The organism is Rhodococcus sp. P4_E4 (genome assembly GCF_056401575.1).
In genome coordinates this window covers 1-18165 of record NZ_JBFUJB010000007.1, presented here as the reverse complement: position 1 = coordinate 18165, position 18165 = coordinate 1, and the positions used below count along the sequence as shown (strand labels likewise).

Genomic DNA, 18165 nt, shown 5'->3' with positions numbered 1-18165 from the left:
ATTCCACGAATTCGCAGACTGCCGGTAGATGTGGATACTGGAACGAATGCACGGGCATCAACTCCTGACGCGGCTCTCGCGTATCTCACTCGAGCACGGACACATCACCGCAGCGCTGCTCGTTGGTTCCGTCCTCGTCGGCGTCGGCACGCTGCTTTTGCTTCGTTGGTTGCCGCGTCGGGCCGTGCTTGTCGCACTGGGCTTGTCAGTGGTCGGGTCTGCCGGCGGCGCGATGTTCGTGTGGCTCAGCTTTCGGCCGTTGCCCGCGCAGCTACCGGCGTCGAATTTTGTCTGGATAGCGCTGGCGATATTCGGAGTCATCGGCGCCGCACTCGTTCTCCTTCGGCGCCCAGGACTTGCGCGTGGCCTTTCGGTGACGGCATTCGCCGGTCTGGCCGCGATCGTCGCAGTGGGTCAGGTCAACGCCCAGACCGGCACCTATCCCACACTCGGCTCACTGGTCGGGCACTGGCCGGTCGGCTCGGTCGAGCACGTTGCCTTCGATTCACTCCCCGGGGCCGAACCTTGGCTACAACGGGGACTGCCCACCGAAACTCATTGGCAGGTTCCGGTGCGGATGCCGAGCAACGGCGTCGTGACGGAAGCGTCGATTCCAGGAAACGTTTCGGGATTCGACGCGAGGCCGGCGACGCTGTATCTCCCGCCGGCCTATCTTGCCGATCCACGTGCCGAGTTGCCCGTCCTGGTGTTGGTGGCGGGTGAGCCCGGCAGCCCCAGCGACTGGCTGGACAGTGGCCGTCTCGCGACCACCGTCGACGCCTATGCATCGAGGCATTCCGGGCTTGCTCCCGTGGTGGTGGTGCCCGACGCGTTGGGGGACTACGACGCCAACCCCGGCTGCATGGATTCTGTGCTCGGCAACGTCGCGACGTATCTGGACCAGGACGTCCCGAACTGGATCGAATCGAACCTTCAAGTGAATCCGGACGCTGCGCAATGGGCTATCGGTGGGTTTTCGTACGGCGGGACATGCGCGATCGAAATGGCCGTGAACTTCCCGGACCGATACCCGTCGTTCCTGGACTTCTCCGGCCAGGACGAACCGTCGACCGGTGACCACGAGGACACTGTGGCTGCGATGTTCAACGGCGACGAAGACGCTTTCGACGCGGTCAACGCCCGAGACCTGATGGCGCAGAATCGGTATCCGCAGTTGTCTGGTGTATTTGTCGCGGGTGAAGACGACGACATCTACCGCCCTCAGCAGGAGGTCATGTTCGAGGCTGCGCGCGCCGCCGACATGAACGTGGACTACTACACCCTTCCCGGCGGGCACTCGGGTGATGTGTGGGGCACTGCTCTGGAACTCGAAATGGACTGGCTGGGCCGGACACTCGCACTGACTCCGTGAGAGTGTCCGGCCCGCTACACAGCACCGACTGACATCAGGTCAGGCGTCGAGATCAGCGGCTACCAGTTCGGCGACCTTGGCGAGTGCGTCGGCGTCGTCGGACTCGATGGTGACTTCGGTGTCCTTGGCGGCTCCGAGCGTCATGATCATCAGTGCCGAACCTGCATCCACCGGTTCGCCGTCGGCGACTGCGAGGGTGACCGTGGCGCCGGAGGCTCCGACTGCTTCGGCGATGAGAGCGGCGGGGCGGGCGTGGAGGCCGACTGCGGAACCGACGGCAACTGTCTTGCTGGGCATGGGATCTCCTCGTTGTGAATCTATCGGTGCGGACGTTGTGGGGTCCTTGGGCGGATTTGGTGACAACAGTGGTGACTGCAGCGTTGCTTGCTGTCGATCATGCCGCAGCGGGCACGATTTCGGGGTCGAGTTCGGCATCGGACGGCCCCTTGCGGAAGAACTCCTTGGCTCCGACGACGGCGAGCGCAGCTACCACGGTTCCCGCGGCGAGCGAGACCAGGAACCAGCCGATTCCGCCGACTGCGAAGAAGACGAAGATCCCGCCGTGCGGGGCGCTGAGAGTGACGTCGAAAGCCATGATCAGCGCACCGGTGACGGCGCCGCCCGCCATCATCGAGGGGATCACGCGAAGCGGGTCGGCAGCGGCGAAAGGAATCGCGCCCTCGGAGATGAATGCCGAACCCAGCAACCAGGCAGCCTTTCCGTTCTCACGTTCGGCTTCGCTGAAGAGCTTGGGACGCAGCACCGTCGAGGCAAGTGCCATGGCCAGTGGCGGAACCATACCGGCAGCCATGACTGCCGCCATGATGCGCAAAGTGGCCGGGTCGTTGACGTTGAGTCCGGCTACAGCGAAGGCGTAAGCCGCCTTGTTGACCGGTCCGCCGAGGTCGAAGCACATCATCAGGCCGAGAATGATGCCGAGGAAGATGGCCGAGCTGCCGGACAGTCCGTTGAGCCAGTCGGTGAGACCGGAGGTGATCGCAGCGAGCGGACGACCGAGGACGATGAACATCAGTGCTCCGACAACCAGCGTCGCGAACAGCGGAATGATCACCACCGGCATCAGGCCCCGCAGCCACTGCGGGACGGCGATCCGGCCGATGTAGAGTGCGACGACGCCGGCGATGAGACCACCGACCAGGCCGCCGATGAATCCGGCACCGACAAACACGGCGACCGCGCCGGCTGTGAAGCCGGGAGCGATGCCAGGCCGGTCGGCGATAGCGAAGGCGATGTAGCCGGCCAACGCGGGCACCAGGAAGCTGAATGCCAACGAACCGATCTGGAACAGCACTGCGCCGAGATAGGTGGCCAGACCACCGTCGGGAAGGTTGGTGATCGAGTTGTTGAGAACGATGTCCTTGGCAGGACCGGAGATCTCGTATCCGCCGAGCAGGAAGCCGAGTGCGATCAGCAGACCGCCGGCCGCGACGAACGGGATCATGTAGCTGACACCGGTCAGGAGGACCTGACGGAGGTGGGTGCCGAACCCTACGGAACCGGCATCGGAATCCGCAGCCGCGGCGGCGGTGCCGTCCACGGTGGCGGCGGCGGGATTCTCGGAGGCGCGCAACGCTTCTGCAAGCATCTTGTCCGGCTCGTTGATCGCCCGCTTCACACCGGAAGCGACAACGGGTTTGCCGGCGAACCGGTCGCGGCCCTTCACTCCGACGTCGGTGGCGAAGATGACCGCGGCGGCTCCGGCGATGACCGAAGGGTCAAGGGGGGTGCTTCCGCTCGAGCCCTGCGTTTCGACGTGAACCTTGACCCCGGCGCGTTCACCCGCGGCGACGAGCGAGTCCGCAGCCATGTAGGTATGAGCGATTCCGGTCGGGCACGCGGTGACCGCGACGATGTGACGCTCCGCGGGCGTTGGAGCCGGGGCCTCCTCGGTGGCGTGTTTCCCGGTGGAAACAGGAGGAGTGGGTGTGGCTGCCGCAGCTTTTGCTGGAGCATCCTTCGGCGCGGGATTGAGTACCTCGTCGACCAGTCTCACGATCTCGTTCGGCGTCGACGCCTCACGAAGCGACGTGACAAACGCGGGTCGGACGAGCGCTCGGGCCAAGGACGAGAGCAGCTTCATGTGCTCGGCTCCGGCGCCTTCGGGTGCCGCGATCAGGAACACCAGATCGGCGGGGCCGTCGGGTGCACCGAAATCGACCTTCGGATCCAGTCGAGCAAATCCCAGGGACGCGGACGAGACGGCCTCGGCGCGGCAGTGGGGAATGGCGATTCCGCCCGGCAGTCCGGTCGCGGACTGCGCTTCGCGAGCGAGTGCGGCATCGACCAGCCCCGCGGCGTCGCTCGCCCGTCCCGCTGCAGTCAATCGCGCTGCGAGAGAACGAATGACATCTTCCTTGGTCGTACCCAGGTCGGTGTCGAGTGAGATCAGTTCGGGACTGATGATCTCGGGGCCGGAACCGCCGGCTGCGTTGGTATCGGACATGTCAGGTTCCTTAGGGCGTCAGGCGAGTTCGGTGGGGACGGGGATGGGAGAGGAGGCATCGGCTGCAGATACCGAAACCGCTGCCAGATCGATCTGTTCGGGCGTGGGAAGAGTTGTGCCGGGAAGGGAGGCAGCGGCGCTTCCGTAGGCGACCGCGTGACGTAACCGCTCGGATTCCGAGCCGCCTCCCGCTTCGGCGAGGATGTAGCCGGCCAGCGACGAATCGCCTGCGCCGACGGTACTGACTGCGACAATCGGGGGAGCGGTGGCGATCCACGCGCCGTCGGCGGTGACGAGGACAGCACCTGCTGCGCCGAGCGTGGCGAGCACACTGCCGACGCCGCGGTCGACCAATCGCTGCGCCGCCGTGATCGCAGGCCCGGGATCACCGTTCTCGGCAGCACGTTCGAGGACGTGGCCGTCGACGCCGGTCAGTTGTGCGAGTTCCTCGCCGTTGGGTTTGAGCAGGTCGGGTGCCGAGTCGGGGAACGCTTCGGCGAGTGCCGTCAGCGGGGCGTCCGAGGTGTCGACCGCCACCTTGCACGGGTGATCGCGCAGCGCCGCGACGAGTTCGCCGTACCACCCGAGCGGAACGCCGGGGGGCAGTGAGCCGGACAGCGCGAACCACAGTGCGGTATCGGCGCGAACAATCAACTCCTGTGCCAGGGCGTCGAGCGTCGAACCGGACAGCGTTGCGCCGGGTTCGTTGATCTTCGTCGTTGTCCCGTCCGGTTCCGCAATGGTGATGTTGGTGCGAGCCAGACCCGTTGTGGCGACACCGATGTGGGGAATCCCACCGGCTGCCAGCGCCGAGAGCAGAGGGTCACCACCGTTTCCCGGCAGTACCGCGAGAACGTCGAGGTCCGCTGCGGCGAGAACACGCGCGACGTTGACCCCCTTGCCGCCGGGGTCGCTGCGAGTGGAGTGGGCGCGTAGGACGGAGCCTCGTTCGAGCCGTTGCTCGAGTTGCACGGTCCGATCGATACTCGGGTTGGCTGTCAGTGTGACGATCATGCGATCACCACCTCGATTCCGTGGTCGTGGAACTCGGATGTGTCTGTGGGACTGATCTCTTCGTCGGTGATGAGGACGTCGATGCTGTCGAGCGGGGCGAAGCTGATCAAGTGCTCGCGGCCGACTTTGGTGGAATCGGCCACCACCACAACGTGATTGGCGGCTTTGACCATTGCTCGTTTGACGGCGGCCTCTTCGCTGTCCGGAGTGGAGAGTCCGTGCCCGACGCTGATCGCGTTCGTTCCGATGAAGGCGACGTCGACTCGCAACGTGCTCAGCAGGCGTAGGGCGTCCTCGCCGACCACGGCTTGAGTCACCCCGCGTACTCGACCGCCGAGCAGTATCAGGGAAATCGAGTTCATCGATGCCAGGCGTGCGCCGATCGGGACGGAATTGGTGACGGCTGTGAAGTCGTTCTCGGTCGGCAGTTCGGGGATCATGCGGCCCGTGGTCGTGCCCGCGTCGAAGATCACGCTGCCGCCGGTGGGAGGGAGGTAGGTGACCGCGCAGCGGGCGATCCGGTCCTTCTGTTGCGCGCGGGTCTGATCGCGTTCCGCCATGCCCGGTTCGGTGACGTGGAGGGATCCGGTGGGAACGGCGCCGCCGTGTACACGCCTGATCTGTCCGATCCGCTCGAGGAAGGCCAGATCGCGACGCACGGTCTCGGTGGTCACACCGAAGGTCTCCGACAGAGCCGCCACGGACATGCGTCCGCGCTGCGACACCATGGTGCCGATCGCTTGTTGGCGTTCTTCCGCGTACACGTGCTCTCCGATTCCGAAGTGTGATCCGACGGTGCGTTGTGGATCACAGTGAATGTTGCTTTATGTTGTTTTACGCCCGAGTGTGTTGACATGTCAAGACTTGGGAGTAATCTTCGTCACAACGAAGGTGAGGGCTTTACGCGCTCGAGGTGATCCGGTGTGACACCGGGCCCATCGCTCAAGGAGGACAGATGACCGAACAGCTCAACCGAATCACCGTGCACGGCACCCCCGTGGTGCCCGGAGTTGCCTACGGACCGGCGATCTGGCCGTCCAGCCGACCAGAACTCGTCACCGATGCGCCGGCACTCGACGAGGCCGATCGAGAGGCCGCCGTAGACGCCTTCGTCGGAGCGGCGAAGGCTGTCGAGAACCGCCTTCTCGGACGGGCCGCCGAAGCTACCGGCGCGGCCGCAGAGGTCTTGCAGGCCAACGCGGCGATGGCAGCTGATCGTGGCTGGATCGGGGCGGCCAAGAAGTCGATCGCCGGCGGAGTGCCCCCGGTGCAGGCTGCGATCGCGGCGACGGAGCAGTTCGTGGTGCTGTTCACCAAGGTCGGCGGTTTGATGGCCGAGCGCGTCACCGACCTCGAGGACATCCGCGACCGCGTGATCGCCGAACTCTCCGGATTACCCGAACCTGGAGTTCCGATGCCCGAGACACCGTCGGTGCTGTGCGCGGACGATCTGGCTCCTGCAGACACCGCGGGCCTCGATGCATCCAAGATCATCGGACTCGTGACCATCTACGGCGGCCCGACCAGCCACACGGCAATCATCGCGCGGCAGTTGGGCATCCCGTGCATCGTCGCCGCGAAGGAATTGGAATCCATCTCGGCAGGAATACCGATTCTGATCGACGGAACAACCGGCGACGTGATCGCGGAGCCGGATCCCGGGCACGCGCGTGAACTGGTCGAACAATCCCGGATCGATCGCGAACGCGTCAGCACCTGGACCGGACCGGGCCAGACGGCGGACGGCCGGCCGGTAGACGTTCTCGCCAACGTTCAAGACGGCGCGGGCGCTCGCGCCGCGGCGTCGACTGCTGCCGGGGGCATCGGGCTCTTCCGGACCGAACTCTGCTTCCTCGGCCGTGAGACCGAACCGACCGTAGACGAGCAGGCGGCGATCTACGCCGAGGTTCTCGAGGCCTTCGCAGGAAAGAAGGTCATCATTCGCACGTTGGACGCGGGTTCGGACAAGCCGCTCAAATTCGCCAACCATCAAGAGGAAGCGAATCCGGCACTCGGCGTTCGTGGGGTCCGAATCGCCTGGCAGGACATGGGAATTCTCGACCGCCAGCTAGACGCGATCGCATCAGCTGCGGCGTCGACCAACTCGTCGCCGTGGGTGATGGCACCGATGATCGCCACCCCGGCCGAGGCGAAACGTTTTGCCGATGCGGTGCGGGCACGCGATCTTGTTCCCGGTGTGATGGTGGAGATCCCGGCGGCGGCGCTGTTGGCCGACCAGATTCTCGAACACGTCGAATTCCTCTCGATCGGTACCAACGACCTCGCTCAGTACACGATGGCCGCTGATCGGATGTCCTCCGAACTCGCCGACCTGACCGATCCGTGGCAGCCCGCGGTGCTCGCCCTTGTCGCACGTACGGCCCAGGCCGGTCAGGCGGCAGGCAAGCGCGTCGGCGTCTGCGGTGAGGCGGCCGCCGATCCACTGTTGGCGTGTGTTCTGGCCGGACTCGGAGTTTCCTCGCTGTCGTGCGCTGCGGCGTCGGTCGCGGGTGTGGGAGCGAAGGTCGGGTCAGTCACCATGGCGCAATGTGAGGCGGCTGCGGCGGCGGTGCTGGCAACCGGTGATCCGGTGGCAGCGCGCAAAGCGGCGGCCGACGCAATCAGCTGAACTGGTTTCGTTGGTCTCGGTCGGAGACCGAGCGCCTGACCTCTAGTATTTCGACCTGTGATCGAACGAGAAACAATGACCGGGGCCGGCGGAATCGGCTGGACTGTCCACGGAGACGGCAAGCGGATCGCCGACGGAGCCGTCGTGGCGCCGGACGAACGACTGAGTTGGCCGCGCACCATCGGAATCGGGATGCAACACGTCATCGCGATGTTCGGAGCGACACTGCTCGTTCCGACCATCACCGGCTTCCCCGTCACGACGACGCTGCTGTTCTCGGGTATCGGCACCGCGCTGTTCCTGCTCATCACCCGGGGCCGGATCCCGAGCTATCTCGGTTCGTCCTTCGCGTTCATCGCCCCGCTGACAGCGTCGGCAGGATCGGGCCCGGCCGCGCAACTCGGTGCCGTCATGGCCGTCGGCATCGTGTTGATGTTGATCGGCGTCGCCGTACGTCTGATCGGCAGCCGGGTCATCGACGCCGTCATGCCGCCGGTGGTGACGGGCGCTGTCGTCGCGCTGATCGGTCTCAACCTCGCTCCGACGGCGGTCGGCTCCTTCGAATCGCAGCCGCTGATCGCCACGGTGACGCTCGTTTCGATCCTGCTGGTCACGGTCGTCGGTCCCGGGTTGCTCGGCCGGCTGGGCATTCTGGTCGGCGTCGTGATCGGCTGGGTTTTCGCCGCGGTCATCGGCGGACTCGACAGTGAACGAGTGTCCGCTCTGCGCGAAGCGGACTGGTTCGGGCTGCCGAGTCTGCACGGACCGTCGTTCGACTGGTCGGTGATCGTGCTCGCGCTCCCCGTGGTGATCGTTCTGGTCGCCGAAAACGTCGGACATGTCAAAGCGGTGTCCGCCATGACTGGTAAGTCCCTCGACGATCTGGCCGGCAATGCACTGTTTGCCGACGGTCTCGCCACTACCTTGGCGGGCGCCGGTGGCGGATCCGGAACCACCACGTATGCCGAGAACATCGGTGTCATGGCAGCGACGCGTGTGTACTCGACCGCCGCGTACTGGGTAGCCGCCGCTACCGCTGTGATCCTGGCATTTTCGCCCAAATTCGGCGCACTGGTCTTCACGGTTCCGAACGGCGTCATCGGCGGCGCAACGATGGTTCTCTACGGCCTCATCGGCATTCTCGGTGTGCGCATCTGGATGGAAGCGAAGGTCGACTTCACCGATCCGGTCAACCTCACGGTCGCCGCGGCAGCGTTGGTCGCCGGCATCGGGAACTTGACGCTGACCATCGGTTCGGTCGAGTTGGGCGGCATCGCCTGGGGATCGATCGGCATCCTCGTCGCGTACCCGATCATGCGATATCTCGCCAAATTCCGTACTTCAAGTAACAGATAACCGCTACAGTCACGAATCGTGATCGTTCGGGTCATCGACGGGTATCGCAACAGGTTCTACCGTCGGAGGCAGTGACGTGGGCCCGCGCACTTCGGCGTGCCCAGTCTCAGCGAATACACCCCAGCGGGTATATCCCCAGCGGGTACATCACTGAAGTGCCATATATCGAATTGCAAGGAGTCGGCGTGGAGCGCACCCTGTTCGAACCGGAACATGAACTCTTCCGGGAGTCGTACCAGAAGTTCTTGGCACAGCACGTGGCACCGAACCACGAGAAGTGGGAAGAGCAGAACATCGTCGATCGTGACGTCTGGGTCGAGGCCGGAAAGCAGGGCTTCCTGGGAACTGCGGTCCCTGAGGAATTCGGCGGCGGCGGTGTCAAGGATTTCCGCTACAACGCGATCATCACCGAGGAAACCACCAAGGGTGGGTTCAGCGGTATCGGCTTCACGCTGCACAACGACGTGGTGGCACCGTACCTCCTGGAGTTGAGCAACGAGGAGCAGAAGCAGCGTTGGCTACCCGGATTCGCGTCGGGTGAGCTGATCTCGGCGATCGCGATGACCGAACCGGGTACCGGTAGCGACTTGCAGGGCATCAAGACGAAAGCGGTTCGCGACGGGGACCACTGGGTCCTCAACGGTTCGAAGACCTTCATCACCAACGGAATCAACGCCGACATCATCATCGTTGTCGCGTGCACCGACCCGGATAAGGGTGCTCAGGGCTTCAGCCTCCTCGTGGTCGAGCGGGACATGCCTGGCTTCGAGCGTGGACGCAACCTCGACAAGATCGGCATGAAGGCTCAGGACACTGCCGAACTCAGCTTCACCGACGTACGCGTTCCCGCTGCCAACCTGCTGGGCGAAGAGGGAATGGGATTCTTCTACTTGATGAAGAACCTTCCCCAGGAACGACTCTCGATCGCCGTCGTTGCCGCTGCCGCAATGGAATCGGTTCTCGAGAGCACGATCCAGTACTGCCGCGACCGCAAGGCATTCGGCAAGTCGATCGGCAGCTTCCAGAACACCCGATTCGTACTGGCCGAATTGGCAACGGAGACCACGGCAGTGCGCATCCTGGTGGACAAGTTCATCGAGCAGCTCAATGCCGAGAAGCTGACCGTGCAGGAAGCTGCGATGGCGAAGTGGTGGACCACCGAAGCCCAGGTCAAGCTCATCGACCGCTGCCTCCAGCTGCACGGAGGCTACGGCTACATGAAGGAATACCCGGTTGCAAAGGCGTACATGGACTCTCGTGTGCAGACCATCTACGGTGGCACAACCGAGATCATGAAGGAGATCATCGGACGTTCGCTGAATCTCTGATTCGGGTGATGGACCGCTGATCGTCACGAAAAGACTCTGGGCCCCGGCTGATGCCGGGGCCCAGAGTCTTGTGATCGAGGGTGCGAGCGAACTCAGATCTTCCGCATGACGGTGACAACCTTGCCCAGGATGACGGCGTTGTTGCCGGGAATCGGCTCGAAGAGTTCGTTGTGCGGCATCAGCCACACCTCCTTCTTCGTACGCTTGAACGTCTTCACGGTGGCTTCGCCGTCGATCATGGCGGCCACGATGTCACCGTTCTCCGCGACGTTCTGCTGACGGACGACAACCCAGTCGCCATCGCAGATCGCTGCATCGATCATCGACTCGCCGACAACCTTGAGCATGAAAAGCGAACCCTGGCCGACGAGTTCGCGGGGGAGTGGGAACACGTCCTCTACCGCTTCCTCGGCAAGGATCGGTCCGCCGGCAGCGATGCGACCCAGGATGGGGACGAACGCCGGCTCCGGTAGCGGGTCGGCACTGTTGTACTCGCCGGAATGCTTTGACACCGACGCGATGGCGGTATCGGCCGCAACCTCGTCGAGACCTCGAACATCGACTGCGCGAGGGCGATTGGGATCGCGTCGAAGGAAGCCCTTGCGCTCCAACGTTCGCAGTTGATGTGCGACCGACGACGTGGAGGTGAGCCCCACCGCATCACCGATCTCGCGAATGCTCGGCGGATACCCGCGCTCCGTCACCGAATCGCGGATGACTTCGAGAACGCGCCGCTGACGCTCGGTGAGCGTCTCGCTCGACGGAGACGGAACTGCAGAAGCTCCTGCCTCCGCGGCTGTGCTGGAGCGATCGTCCTTCATGGCCTGTTGCCTCCGTGTCTGAAGAAGTCGTGTCTGAAAAAGTCGTGTCTGAGAAAGTGCCTGGTGCAAATCGCGCAGAAACCTGTCGGTGCCTCCTGCCAACATTCGAGCTGTCGACAAACACGGAGGCTTTCGCAATTCCCGCTGTGTGGTCTGACACGAATCTAGCCGGATTTGCTCGCGGTTTCAAACATCTGTTCGATTCGTGTCGCTTGAAGTAGAGACATTGTCGGCCGGGCGTGGTAGAAATTCGAACATGCGTTCCATCGAACGCATGATCGAACACATCGATCGGTGTCGACCAGCGGAGGTCACGATGGGTAACGCAGCACTGAGAAGCAACAGGGTTTTCGACGACGCGATTGGTGACGACGCGATTGGTGATGACGCGATTGGTTTCGACGGCACGTCGGCGTTGAAGTACCACCCCTCGTTCTATGGGCCCGATGGTGGATCCGACGCTGACGGTGTGTCGTTCGAACGGCGCGGCACGGCCGAAATGCGGGGCGTGGCCAGGTATGTCGACAACGAACCGCAGGCGGCCGTCGTTCGTCGTGTTCCGGCGGTGGGCGCGGTTTCAGGTTCGCGTTCATTGCGTGAATCTCCTCGCCGGTGGGACGGCGAGCACGATTCGTCACGCCCGTACGGAGGAAGTTTCGCGCACCGAAACAGAGTCGGTGTCTCACGGGTCGAACATGAAGTGGCTGCCGAGGACGTCAGTTGGAAGACAGTGTTCCTTGGCGCCGTATTCACTGCACTGGCAGTGTTGGCGTTGCTGGGGATCGGCGCTTTGTCGAGTGGTGATGTCGCTGCGACAAACGGTGCGACCGAAGTGGTTCGTGTTGCTGCGGGTGAATCCCTCAGTGATATTGCTGCCAAGGTTGCGCCTGGCCAGGCTGTCGGCTCGGTGATCGAGCAGATCATGGATCTCAATGCGATGTCGAGTTCCGGACTGTCCGTTGGGCAAACGCTGATCGTGCCGGCCTCGGGCCGCTGACCGTACCCCGTGCCAGGCGGGGGCGTACCGAGCGTGAGAGCAGTCGGTTCACAGCGAGTAAGCTGTCCACTTGACAGTCCCACCACCTCGGGTGGTCGCGTTGAGTACGTGGATCTGCTCTGTAAATCGTCGGAGGATTTGCAGTCGGTAGCGAATCTGAGTTGCGGCCATTTCGGCGACAACGAAGGAACCCCGATGCATTGCCCGTTCTGCCGGCACCCTGATTCCCGAGTGGTCGATTCGCGCGAGGCCGACGAGGGCCAGGCGATCAGGCGGCGCCGTTCGTGCCCCGAGTGTGGCCGCCGATTCACCACGGTTGAGACGGCAGTTCTCTCGGTTGTGAAGCGCAGCGGCGTGACGGAGCCGTTCAGCCGAGAAAAGGTGGTCAAAGGAGTGCGTCGCGCATGCCAGGGCCGCCAAGTGGACAACGATTCGCTGAATTTGCTGGCCCAACAGGTCGAAGATGCCGTACGTGCTTCGGGTTCTGCCGAAATTCCCAGCAACGAGGTGGGGCTCGCGATTCTCGATCCGCTTCGAAATCTCGACGAGGTTGCATACCTGCGATTCGCATCGGTGTACAAGTCCTTCAGTTCTGCCGCGGATTTCGAACGTGAGATCACCGACATGCGCGAACATGCCGAGACCCGTGCTGCCGACAAGGCTTCCGGCGCCGAGACCGTTTCCGTCGACTGAGGCCGTCGCCTTAGGTAACGCTGAGAGCACAAAGCGGCCGTAGGTAACGCTGAGAACACAAAGCGAACAATCGAACAAATCGGGCAAGTTATTCGCTTAGTGTCGACCAAGTACGTTCGTCCGCATCTCGGATCTTCACGGAGGCGTTATGAACTTAGTTGCAGTTCTCGGAGTCGTGAACAGCCTGGTAACCCTCGGGTTCGCCAACACTGTTGCCACCTTTGGTGGTTTCCTCACCAACGTCAACATTCAGACAATCTACTGATCGCGCAATTCTCGCCGAACATCAACGCTTGATCGCTTCGATAGCTTTCAGGACTCGCTTTTCGGAAATCGGTGTGGGTGTACCGAGGGACTGCGCAAACAGGCTCACGCGCAGTTCTTCGATCATCCAGCTGATCGAGTCGACATCTCGAGCAGTGCGACGCTCTTCGGGAAGTGAACTCAACAACCGGTCGTACGCTGCGTACACCCGGTCGAGGACGTCCATCGCCTGCTGATCTCGTTGTGCACTTGCGGGTAGAGCTTCGAGACGGAATTTTGCTGCGGCAAGATACCGCGGCAAATCGCGCAGGCGGGCCGAGCCCAATTCGGCGACAAATCCCGGAAACAGCAGTGAGGTCAACTGTTCTCGGACGTCGTCTGCTGCTTCGCCGCGCGAGCGGTCCAGAACGACGCTCAGTTGGTGTGCTTGTTCGAGGATCGGAACAATCATGCGCAGGATCGCGGAGACGCGTCCGGCCAGTTCGGAGCGTGCGATCTTCACCAGGGCGTCGAACGCCTCAGGCGTGCGTACCGGTCCGCCGTGGGCAGCTATCACTTCGTTGGCAGCTGCCACCCGGCAATCTTCGACGAGGGCCTCCAAGCCGCCGTCCGGATTCTGGCCGAGAGCCAGACGCTGAGTGTTCGACAAGCCGGCGGTCACGGCCTTGAGTTGGGTGGGAACGGCCGCGAGAAGAAGCGCCCGAGTGCCTTCCCGCATCGCCTGCGCCTGCGCAGCCGGCGTACTCAGGACACGAACGGCAACTCCGCCGTTTTCCGGCACCAGTGCTGGGTAGCCGGTTACCTGCTGTCCGCCGATGGAGCGAGTGATGGTCGGTTCCAGCGCGCCGAGCGTTTCGGATGTCCAGACGGTTGCCGCTGCCCGTTCGGTACCGGTTGCCGCCTTGGCCACTTCCTTCTGTACGCGCGGGGCGAGCGTGCGTCGTAGCTGCGCCAGATCCTTACCCTTCGCGAGAACCGTGCCCGATTCGTCCTCGACGACAAATGTCATCCGAAGATGGTCGGGCAGCGCGGCGGGATCGAAGTCCTTGGCGTCGATCTGGATCCCGCCCAAGTGCGAGAGTTCGCGGGCCATTGCGGTCATCAACGGCTCGGATCGAGGTTTGACTGCTGCCAATGCTGCGGCGGCGTAGTCAGGTGCGGGCACGACAGCGCGTCGGATGTTCTTGGGCAACGTCTTGATCAGAGCAGTAACCAGATCGACGCGCATACCGGGGACCAACCAGTCGAAGCCGACCGGCTGAAGTTGCGCGAGCAGGCCGACCGGGATGTGCGCGCTGACGCCGTCGTCGTCCTTTCCGGGCTCGAATTGGTAAGTGAGCGGAAACTGCATGTCGCCCTGGCGCCAGGCGTCCGGGTACTCGCCGCCCAGTACTGCAGCCGCGTCGGAGTTGACCACCGTTTCCGGCGTGAAAGTCAGCAGACTCGGATTCTTGCGCCGCTCGGTCTTCCACCACTGGTCGAAATGCTTGGCGGATACGGCTTCCTGGCCGATACGTTCGTCGTAGAACTCGTAGAGAGTTTCGTCGTCGACGAGGATGTCGCGGCGACGCGCGCGGTTCTCGAGTTCCTCGACGTTGTCGAGCAGTGCACGGTTCTCGTGGAAGAACTTGTGGTTCGTCTGCCATTCGCCCTGCACGAGCGCATGGCGGATGAAGAGATCGCGAGAGGCCTCGGGATCGATTCGTGAGTACGTCACTGCGCGGCCGGTCACCAGAGGAACTCCGTAGAGAGTGACCCGCTCGTATGCCATCGCCGAACCGCGCTTGGAGGACCAGTGAGGTTCGGAATAGGTCCGTTTCACCAGGTGCGGGGCGAGCTTTTCAGCCCACTCGGGTTCGATGCGCGCGGACATGCGAGCCCACAGTCTCGACGTTTCCACGAGTTCGGCGGCCATGACCCAGCGTGGTGGCTTCTTGAACAGTCCTGATCCGGGGAAGATCGCGAAGTGGCTGCCCCTGGCGCCCAGGTAGTCCCGCTTCTCGCCCTCGCGTAGCCCGATGTGTGAGAGCAAGCCGGCGAGGAGTGACTGATGGATCGCGTTCTCGCTTGCGGGTGTCTCACCCACCGTCCAGCCGAGGCCGCGGGTGATCTGCCGGAGTTGACCGTGCAAATCCTGCCATTCGCGGATGCGGAGCCAGTGCAGGAACTCGTTCCGGCACATCTTGCGAAACTGGTTGGAGGACAGATCGTTACGTTGTTCGCGTAAGTAGTCCCACAGTTTCAGGTATGCCAGGAAGTCGGAGTTCTCGACATTGAACCTGGCGTGCTTTTCGTCGGCGGCCTGCTGGAACTCGGCGGGCCGCTCGCGAACGTCCTGGATGGACAACGCCGCGACGATGACAAGGGTTTCGTGAAGGCAACCGTTGTTCTTGGCTTCCACCAGCATTCGTGCCATCCGCGGATCCACCGGAATCTGGGCCAGCTCGCGGCCGACCGGCGTCAGTTCGGGGTGGCTTGCCTCGGAACCTCGCGCGATGGCGCCGAGTTCTTCGAGCAGTCCGATTCCGTCCTTGACGGCGCGCTGGTCCGGCGGTTCGACGAAGGGGAAGGCAGCGATGTCGCCCAGACCGAGGGCCGTCATCTGCAAGATGACGGATGCGAGATTGGTCCGCAGGATTTCCGGCTCGGTGAACGCCGGCCGTGACTCGAAGTCCTCCTCGGAATACAGGCGGATGCAGATTCCTTCGGCGACGCGGCCGCAACGCCCGGACCGCTGACGAGCTGACGCCTGCGAAATGGGCTCGATCGGCAATCGTTGAACCTTGGTGCGCACCGAATATCGCGAAATGCGCGCGGTTCCCGGATCGACGACGTACCGAATGCCGGGAACGGTCAACGAGGTCTCGGCCACGTTGGTGGCAAGGACGACGCGTCGGCCGGTGTGCGGCGAGAACACTTTGTGTTGCTCGGCAGCAGACAGTCGCGCGTACAGCGGGACGATTTCGGTGTTGCGAAGACGCCGATCGCGTAAAGCGTCTGCGGTGTCGCGAATTTCGCGTTCGCCGGAGAGGAAGACCAAGATGTCGCCTTCGCCCTCCGCGCTCAGCTCGTCGACCGCCTCGCAGACCGCGTCGACGGGATCACGGTCGAAGGTGATGTCGCCGGACTCGACGGTCAGTGGCCGGTAACGCATTTCGACGGGGAATGTTCGACCGGATACCTCGACTATCGGCGCGGGCTTACCGTCGACAGCGAAGTGCTTGGCGAAGCGCTCGGGATCGATGGTCGCCGACGTGATGATGACCTTGAGATCGGGTCGGCGGGGGAGCAGCTGAGCCAGGTAACCGAGGATGAAGTCGATGTTGAGGCTGCGTTCGTGCGCTTCGTCGATGATCAGCGTGTCGTAGCGTCGGAGCATACGGTCGCGCTGAATTTCGGCGAGGAGAATGCCGTCGGTCATGAGCTTGACGTAGGTGCGGTCCGAGACCTGGTCGGTGAACCGCACGGTGTATCCGACGGCGTCGCCGAGTTCGGTGTCGAGTTCTTCGGCGATACGTTCGGCAACGGTGCGTGCTGCCAGTCGGCGAGGCTGTGTATGTCCGATCAGGCCGCGGACGCCACGTCCGAGTTCGAGACAGATCTTCGGGATCTGAGTTGTCTTACCCGAGCCGGTCTCGCCGGCGACGATGACAACCTGATTCTCCGAGATCGCGGTCGCGATGTCGTCCTTGCGCTGACTGACGGGCAGAGCTTCCGGATACGAGACTGCGGGAACATTGGCGGAGCGTGCCGCCAACCGTGCGCGCGCCGTTTCAATTTCCTCGGCCAGCGCCACCAAAGCGTCTGGTGTGCGGGCACGGTCGAGTTTGCGACGGAGTCGACTCTCGTCGCGGAGTGAGACCTGCGCCAGCGCGCTCTTCAGGTCGCTCCGCTTGGGGGAGATTGGGGCCGGTGGTGTTGTAGACATGCTGATGACAGCCTATCGAACGCGTTCACAACTACCGCTCGCAGATCGTTTTGATGTGCAAATATCGACCAGTGACGACAAATACCGCAAATGAGGCAGCTACACCGGTCGCGTCGACGCCTGTTGCCGTGCGAGTACTTCGCTTGTTGTTCGCGATCTACGGACTCACGGCGCTGCTGTGGATTCCGATTCGAAACGCCGACGGATTCTCGTTGTCGAACTATCTGAGCTACTTCACCATCGAGAGCAACATCCTTGCGGTGATCGTATTGCTGGTCGGCGCCCTTCGGGATCCGCAGTCTCGGACATGGCAGTCGGTTCGCGGTGCGGTGACGCTCTACATGGTGATCACCGGAATCATCTACGCCGTTCTACTGGCGAACATCGACGTCAATTTGAACGACGCGTGGATCAACTCGGCGCTCCACCGCATTCTTCCGCTGGTGATGCTCCTCGACTGGGTGTTCTTCGCTTCGAGGCACAGGATCTCCGAAATCCGCTCGCTGCAGTGGCTGCTGTTTCCAGTGATCTACGCGGTGTACACGTTGATTCGAGGGCCGATCGTCGACTGGTATCCGTATCCGTTCATGGATCCTCGCCACCAGGGCTATCTGGCCCTGTTCATCGGATTTGTCGTACTGGGCATCGCGATGGCCCTGATGGCGTTGGCGGTCAATGCCGTCGGACGGCTGGGAGCCGGGCTACGCGGACGGAACGCTGCGAAGTCCTAGTGGATTGCCGGAGGCGAGCACCTGCTCGAGGCGGTCCACGTTCGGGTGCTTGCCGGGGTTCGCCCGCGCGTCCTCGGTGTGTTCGGCAAAGATCGTCAGTCCTGCCGAGGCGGCTTCGGGTGTGAGCGCGCCGTAGACCTGAGCGAGATGGTTGTACACCTTGACCGAGCCGGACTTTCCGGGCTTGTTCTCGACGGTGTCGATGACGGTTCCGTCGGCGTCGAGTACCTCGATGGCGGCCAGATGATCGATGGTGGGCAGTGCGGCGAGATTGTCGGCAAAAGTCATGGTCGACAGATTACGTGTGTACCCGGAAATGCCGGTGCCCGGCGAGCGCCGTCGTCCGCCGATTCCCGGTGTCGATATAGTCGCAGCACATCGTTTGCACACCAGCATCGTTTGTATTCGAAGGGGACAATGATGGCTTCGGCATTGTGGCACGGGTTCGCGGACATGGGCGCTGTGGAGAAGAACGGCGCGTTTGTCGTCTCTCGCGGTGAGGGCGCGTACATCTGGGACCGCGAGGGCACTCGGTATCTGGATGCGACGGCGGGCCTGTGGTTCACCA

General features: G+C 63.1%; 14 protein-coding genes and 1 pseudogene. 8 read left to right on the top strand and 7 right to left on the bottom strand.

Annotation, left to right across the window (positions count from 1 at the left end):
* Positions 1-46 precede the first annotated feature (46 nt).
* Complete coding sequence (locus AC1DVN_RS10600; protein ID WP_477993782.1) at positions 47-1372, top strand: alpha/beta hydrolase; 1326 nt, start codon at positions 47-49, stop codon at positions 1370-1372.
* Between the two features lie 39 nt (positions 1373-1411).
* Here the strand turns inward: AC1DVN_RS10600 and AC1DVN_RS10595 are convergent, their stop codons facing one another.
* The 4 genes from AC1DVN_RS10595 to AC1DVN_RS10580 form a co-directional block, all read right to left on the bottom strand.
* On the bottom strand, positions 1412-1669 hold the full coding sequence (locus AC1DVN_RS10595; RefSeq protein ID WP_003942144.1) for an HPr family phosphocarrier protein: 258 nt from the start codon (positions 1667-1669) through the stop codon (positions 1412-1414).
* Positions 1670-1766: 97 nt separating this feature from the next.
* Positions 1767-3836 carry a PTS fructose transporter subunit IIABC gene (locus AC1DVN_RS10590; RefSeq protein ID WP_020969479.1) on the bottom strand — a complete coding sequence of 690 codons (2070 nt, stop codon included), beginning with the start codon at positions 3834-3836 and terminating at the stop codon, positions 1767-1769.
* Positions 3837-3854: 18 nt separating this feature from the next.
* Positions 3855-4850: a 1-phosphofructokinase family hexose kinase gene (locus AC1DVN_RS10585; protein ID WP_021344070.1), complete on the bottom strand. Its 996-nt coding sequence runs from the start codon at positions 4848-4850 to the stop codon at positions 3855-3857.
* A complete protein-coding gene (locus AC1DVN_RS10580) occupies positions 4847-5614 on the bottom strand; it encodes a DeoR/GlpR family DNA-binding transcription regulator (RefSeq protein WP_020969481.1) in 768 nt (255 codons plus the stop codon). Before AC1DVN_RS10580 ends, AC1DVN_RS10585 begins: the two co-directional genes overlap by 4 nt.
* 191 nt (positions 5615-5805) lie before the next feature.
* Between AC1DVN_RS10580 and AC1DVN_RS10575 the strand changes: the two genes are divergently transcribed.
* The 3 genes from AC1DVN_RS10575 (at position 5806) to AC1DVN_RS10565 (ending at position 10163) form a co-directional block, all read left to right on the top strand.
* Complete coding sequence (locus AC1DVN_RS10575) at positions 5806-7479, top strand: putative PEP-binding protein (RefSeq protein WP_477993781.1); 1674 nt, start codon at positions 5806-5808, stop codon at positions 7477-7479.
* 75 nt (positions 7480-7554) lie between these two features.
* A complete protein-coding gene (locus AC1DVN_RS10570) occupies positions 7555-8835 on the top strand; it encodes a uracil-xanthine permease family protein (protein ID WP_020907537.1) in 1281 nt (426 codons plus the stop codon).
* A gap of 185 nt (positions 8836-9020) precedes the next feature.
* Positions 9021-10163 (top strand): acyl-CoA dehydrogenase family protein, encoded by a 1143-nt coding sequence (locus AC1DVN_RS10565; protein ID WP_019748214.1) that lies wholly within the window; start codon positions 9021-9023, stop codon positions 10161-10163.
* A gap of 92 nt (positions 10164-10255) precedes the next feature.
* Here AC1DVN_RS10565 and lexA read toward each other — a convergent pair whose 3' ends face one another.
* Positions 10256-10984, bottom strand: coding sequence for a transcriptional repressor LexA (gene lexA, locus AC1DVN_RS10560; protein WP_020723648.1), 729 nt, complete (start codon positions 10982-10984; stop codon positions 10256-10258).
* A gap of 256 nt (positions 10985-11240) precedes the next feature.
* Between lexA and AC1DVN_RS10555 the strand changes: the two genes are divergently transcribed.
* Together AC1DVN_RS10555 and nrdR are read left to right on the top strand one after the other, a co-directional pair.
* Positions 11241-11981, top strand: a complete 741-nt coding sequence (locus tag AC1DVN_RS10555; RefSeq protein ID WP_477993780.1) for a LysM peptidoglycan-binding domain-containing protein — start codon at positions 11241-11243, stop codon at positions 11979-11981.
* Between the two features lie 195 nt (positions 11982-12176).
* On the top strand, positions 12177-12674 hold the full coding sequence (gene nrdR / locus AC1DVN_RS10550; RefSeq protein WP_020907539.1) for a transcriptional regulator NrdR: 498 nt from the start codon (positions 12177-12179) through the stop codon (positions 12672-12674).
* 286 nt (positions 12675-12960) lie between these two features.
* Here nrdR and hrpA read toward each other — a convergent pair whose 3' ends face one another.
* A complete protein-coding gene (gene hrpA / locus AC1DVN_RS10545) occupies positions 12961-16866 on the bottom strand; it encodes an ATP-dependent RNA helicase HrpA (RefSeq protein ID WP_477993779.1) in 3906 nt (1301 codons plus the stop codon).
* 53 nt (positions 16867-16919) lie between these two features.
* Here hrpA and AC1DVN_RS10540 point away from each other — a divergent pair, with 53 nt between their 5' ends.
* Positions 16920-17597, top strand: a complete 678-nt coding sequence (locus tag AC1DVN_RS10540; protein ID WP_046378481.1) for a Pr6Pr family membrane protein — start codon at positions 16920-16922, stop codon at positions 17595-17597.
* Here the strand turns inward: AC1DVN_RS10540 and AC1DVN_RS10535 are convergent.
* Positions 17568-17885 (bottom strand): DUF2322 family protein, encoded by a 318-nt coding sequence (locus AC1DVN_RS10535; protein ID WP_020907542.1) that lies wholly within the window; start codon positions 17883-17885, stop codon positions 17568-17570. The two genes, AC1DVN_RS10540 and AC1DVN_RS10535, sit on opposite strands and share 30 nt — an antisense overlap.
* On the opposite strand from AC1DVN_RS10535, the pseudogene AC1DVN_RS10530 reads away from it, so the two are divergent.
* Positions 17841-18165 (top strand): annotated as a pseudogene (locus tag AC1DVN_RS10530) (hypothetical protein); the annotation flags it as partial. The gene AC1DVN_RS10535 and the pseudogene AC1DVN_RS10530 sit on opposite strands and share 45 nt — an antisense overlap.

What these genes read in the sequence shown, in the direction of transcription:
- AC1DVN_RS10600 (WP_477993782.1), top strand. Translation starts at nt 47, where the DNA reads ATGCACGGGCATCAACTCCTGACGCGGCTCTCGCGTATCTCACTCGAG.
- AC1DVN_RS10555 (WP_477993780.1), top strand. Translation starts at nt 11,241, where the DNA reads ATGCGTTCCATCGAACGCATGATCGAACACATCGATCGGTGTCGACCA.
- nrdR (WP_020907539.1), top strand. Translation starts at nt 12,177, where the DNA reads ATGCATTGCCCGTTCTGCCGGCACCCTGATTCCCGAGTGGTCGATTCG.
- lexA (WP_020723648.1), bottom strand. Translation starts at nt 10,984, where the DNA reads ATGAAGGACGATCGCTCCAGCACAGCCGCGGAGGCAGGAGCTTCTGCA.
- AC1DVN_RS10570 (WP_020907537.1), top strand. Translation starts at nt 7,555, where the DNA reads ATGACCGGGGCCGGCGGAATCGGCTGGACTGTCCACGGAGACGGCAAG.
- AC1DVN_RS10590 (WP_020969479.1), bottom strand. Translation starts at nt 3,836, where the DNA reads ATGTCCGATACCAACGCAGCCGGCGGTTCCGGCCCCGAGATCATCAGT.
- AC1DVN_RS10585 (WP_021344070.1), bottom strand. Translation starts at nt 4,850, where the DNA reads ATGATCGTCACACTGACAGCCAACCCGAGTATCGATCGGACCGTGCAA.
- AC1DVN_RS10535 (WP_020907542.1), bottom strand. Translation starts at nt 17,885, where the DNA reads ATGACTTTTGCCGACAATCTCGCCGCACTGCCCACCATCGATCATCTG.
- AC1DVN_RS10595 (WP_003942144.1), bottom strand. Translation starts at nt 1,669, where the DNA reads ATGCCCAGCAAGACAGTTGCCGTCGGTTCCGCAGTCGGCCTCCACGCC.
- AC1DVN_RS10575 (WP_477993781.1), top strand. Translation starts at nt 5,806, where the DNA reads ATGACCGAACAGCTCAACCGAATCACCGTGCACGGCACCCCCGTGGTG.
- AC1DVN_RS10540 (WP_046378481.1), top strand. Translation starts at nt 16,920, where the DNA reads ATGTGCAAATATCGACCAGTGACGACAAATACCGCAAATGAGGCAGCT.
- hrpA (WP_477993779.1), bottom strand. Translation starts at nt 16,866, where the DNA reads ATGTCTACAACACCACCGGCCCCAATCTCCCCCAAGCGGAGCGACCTG.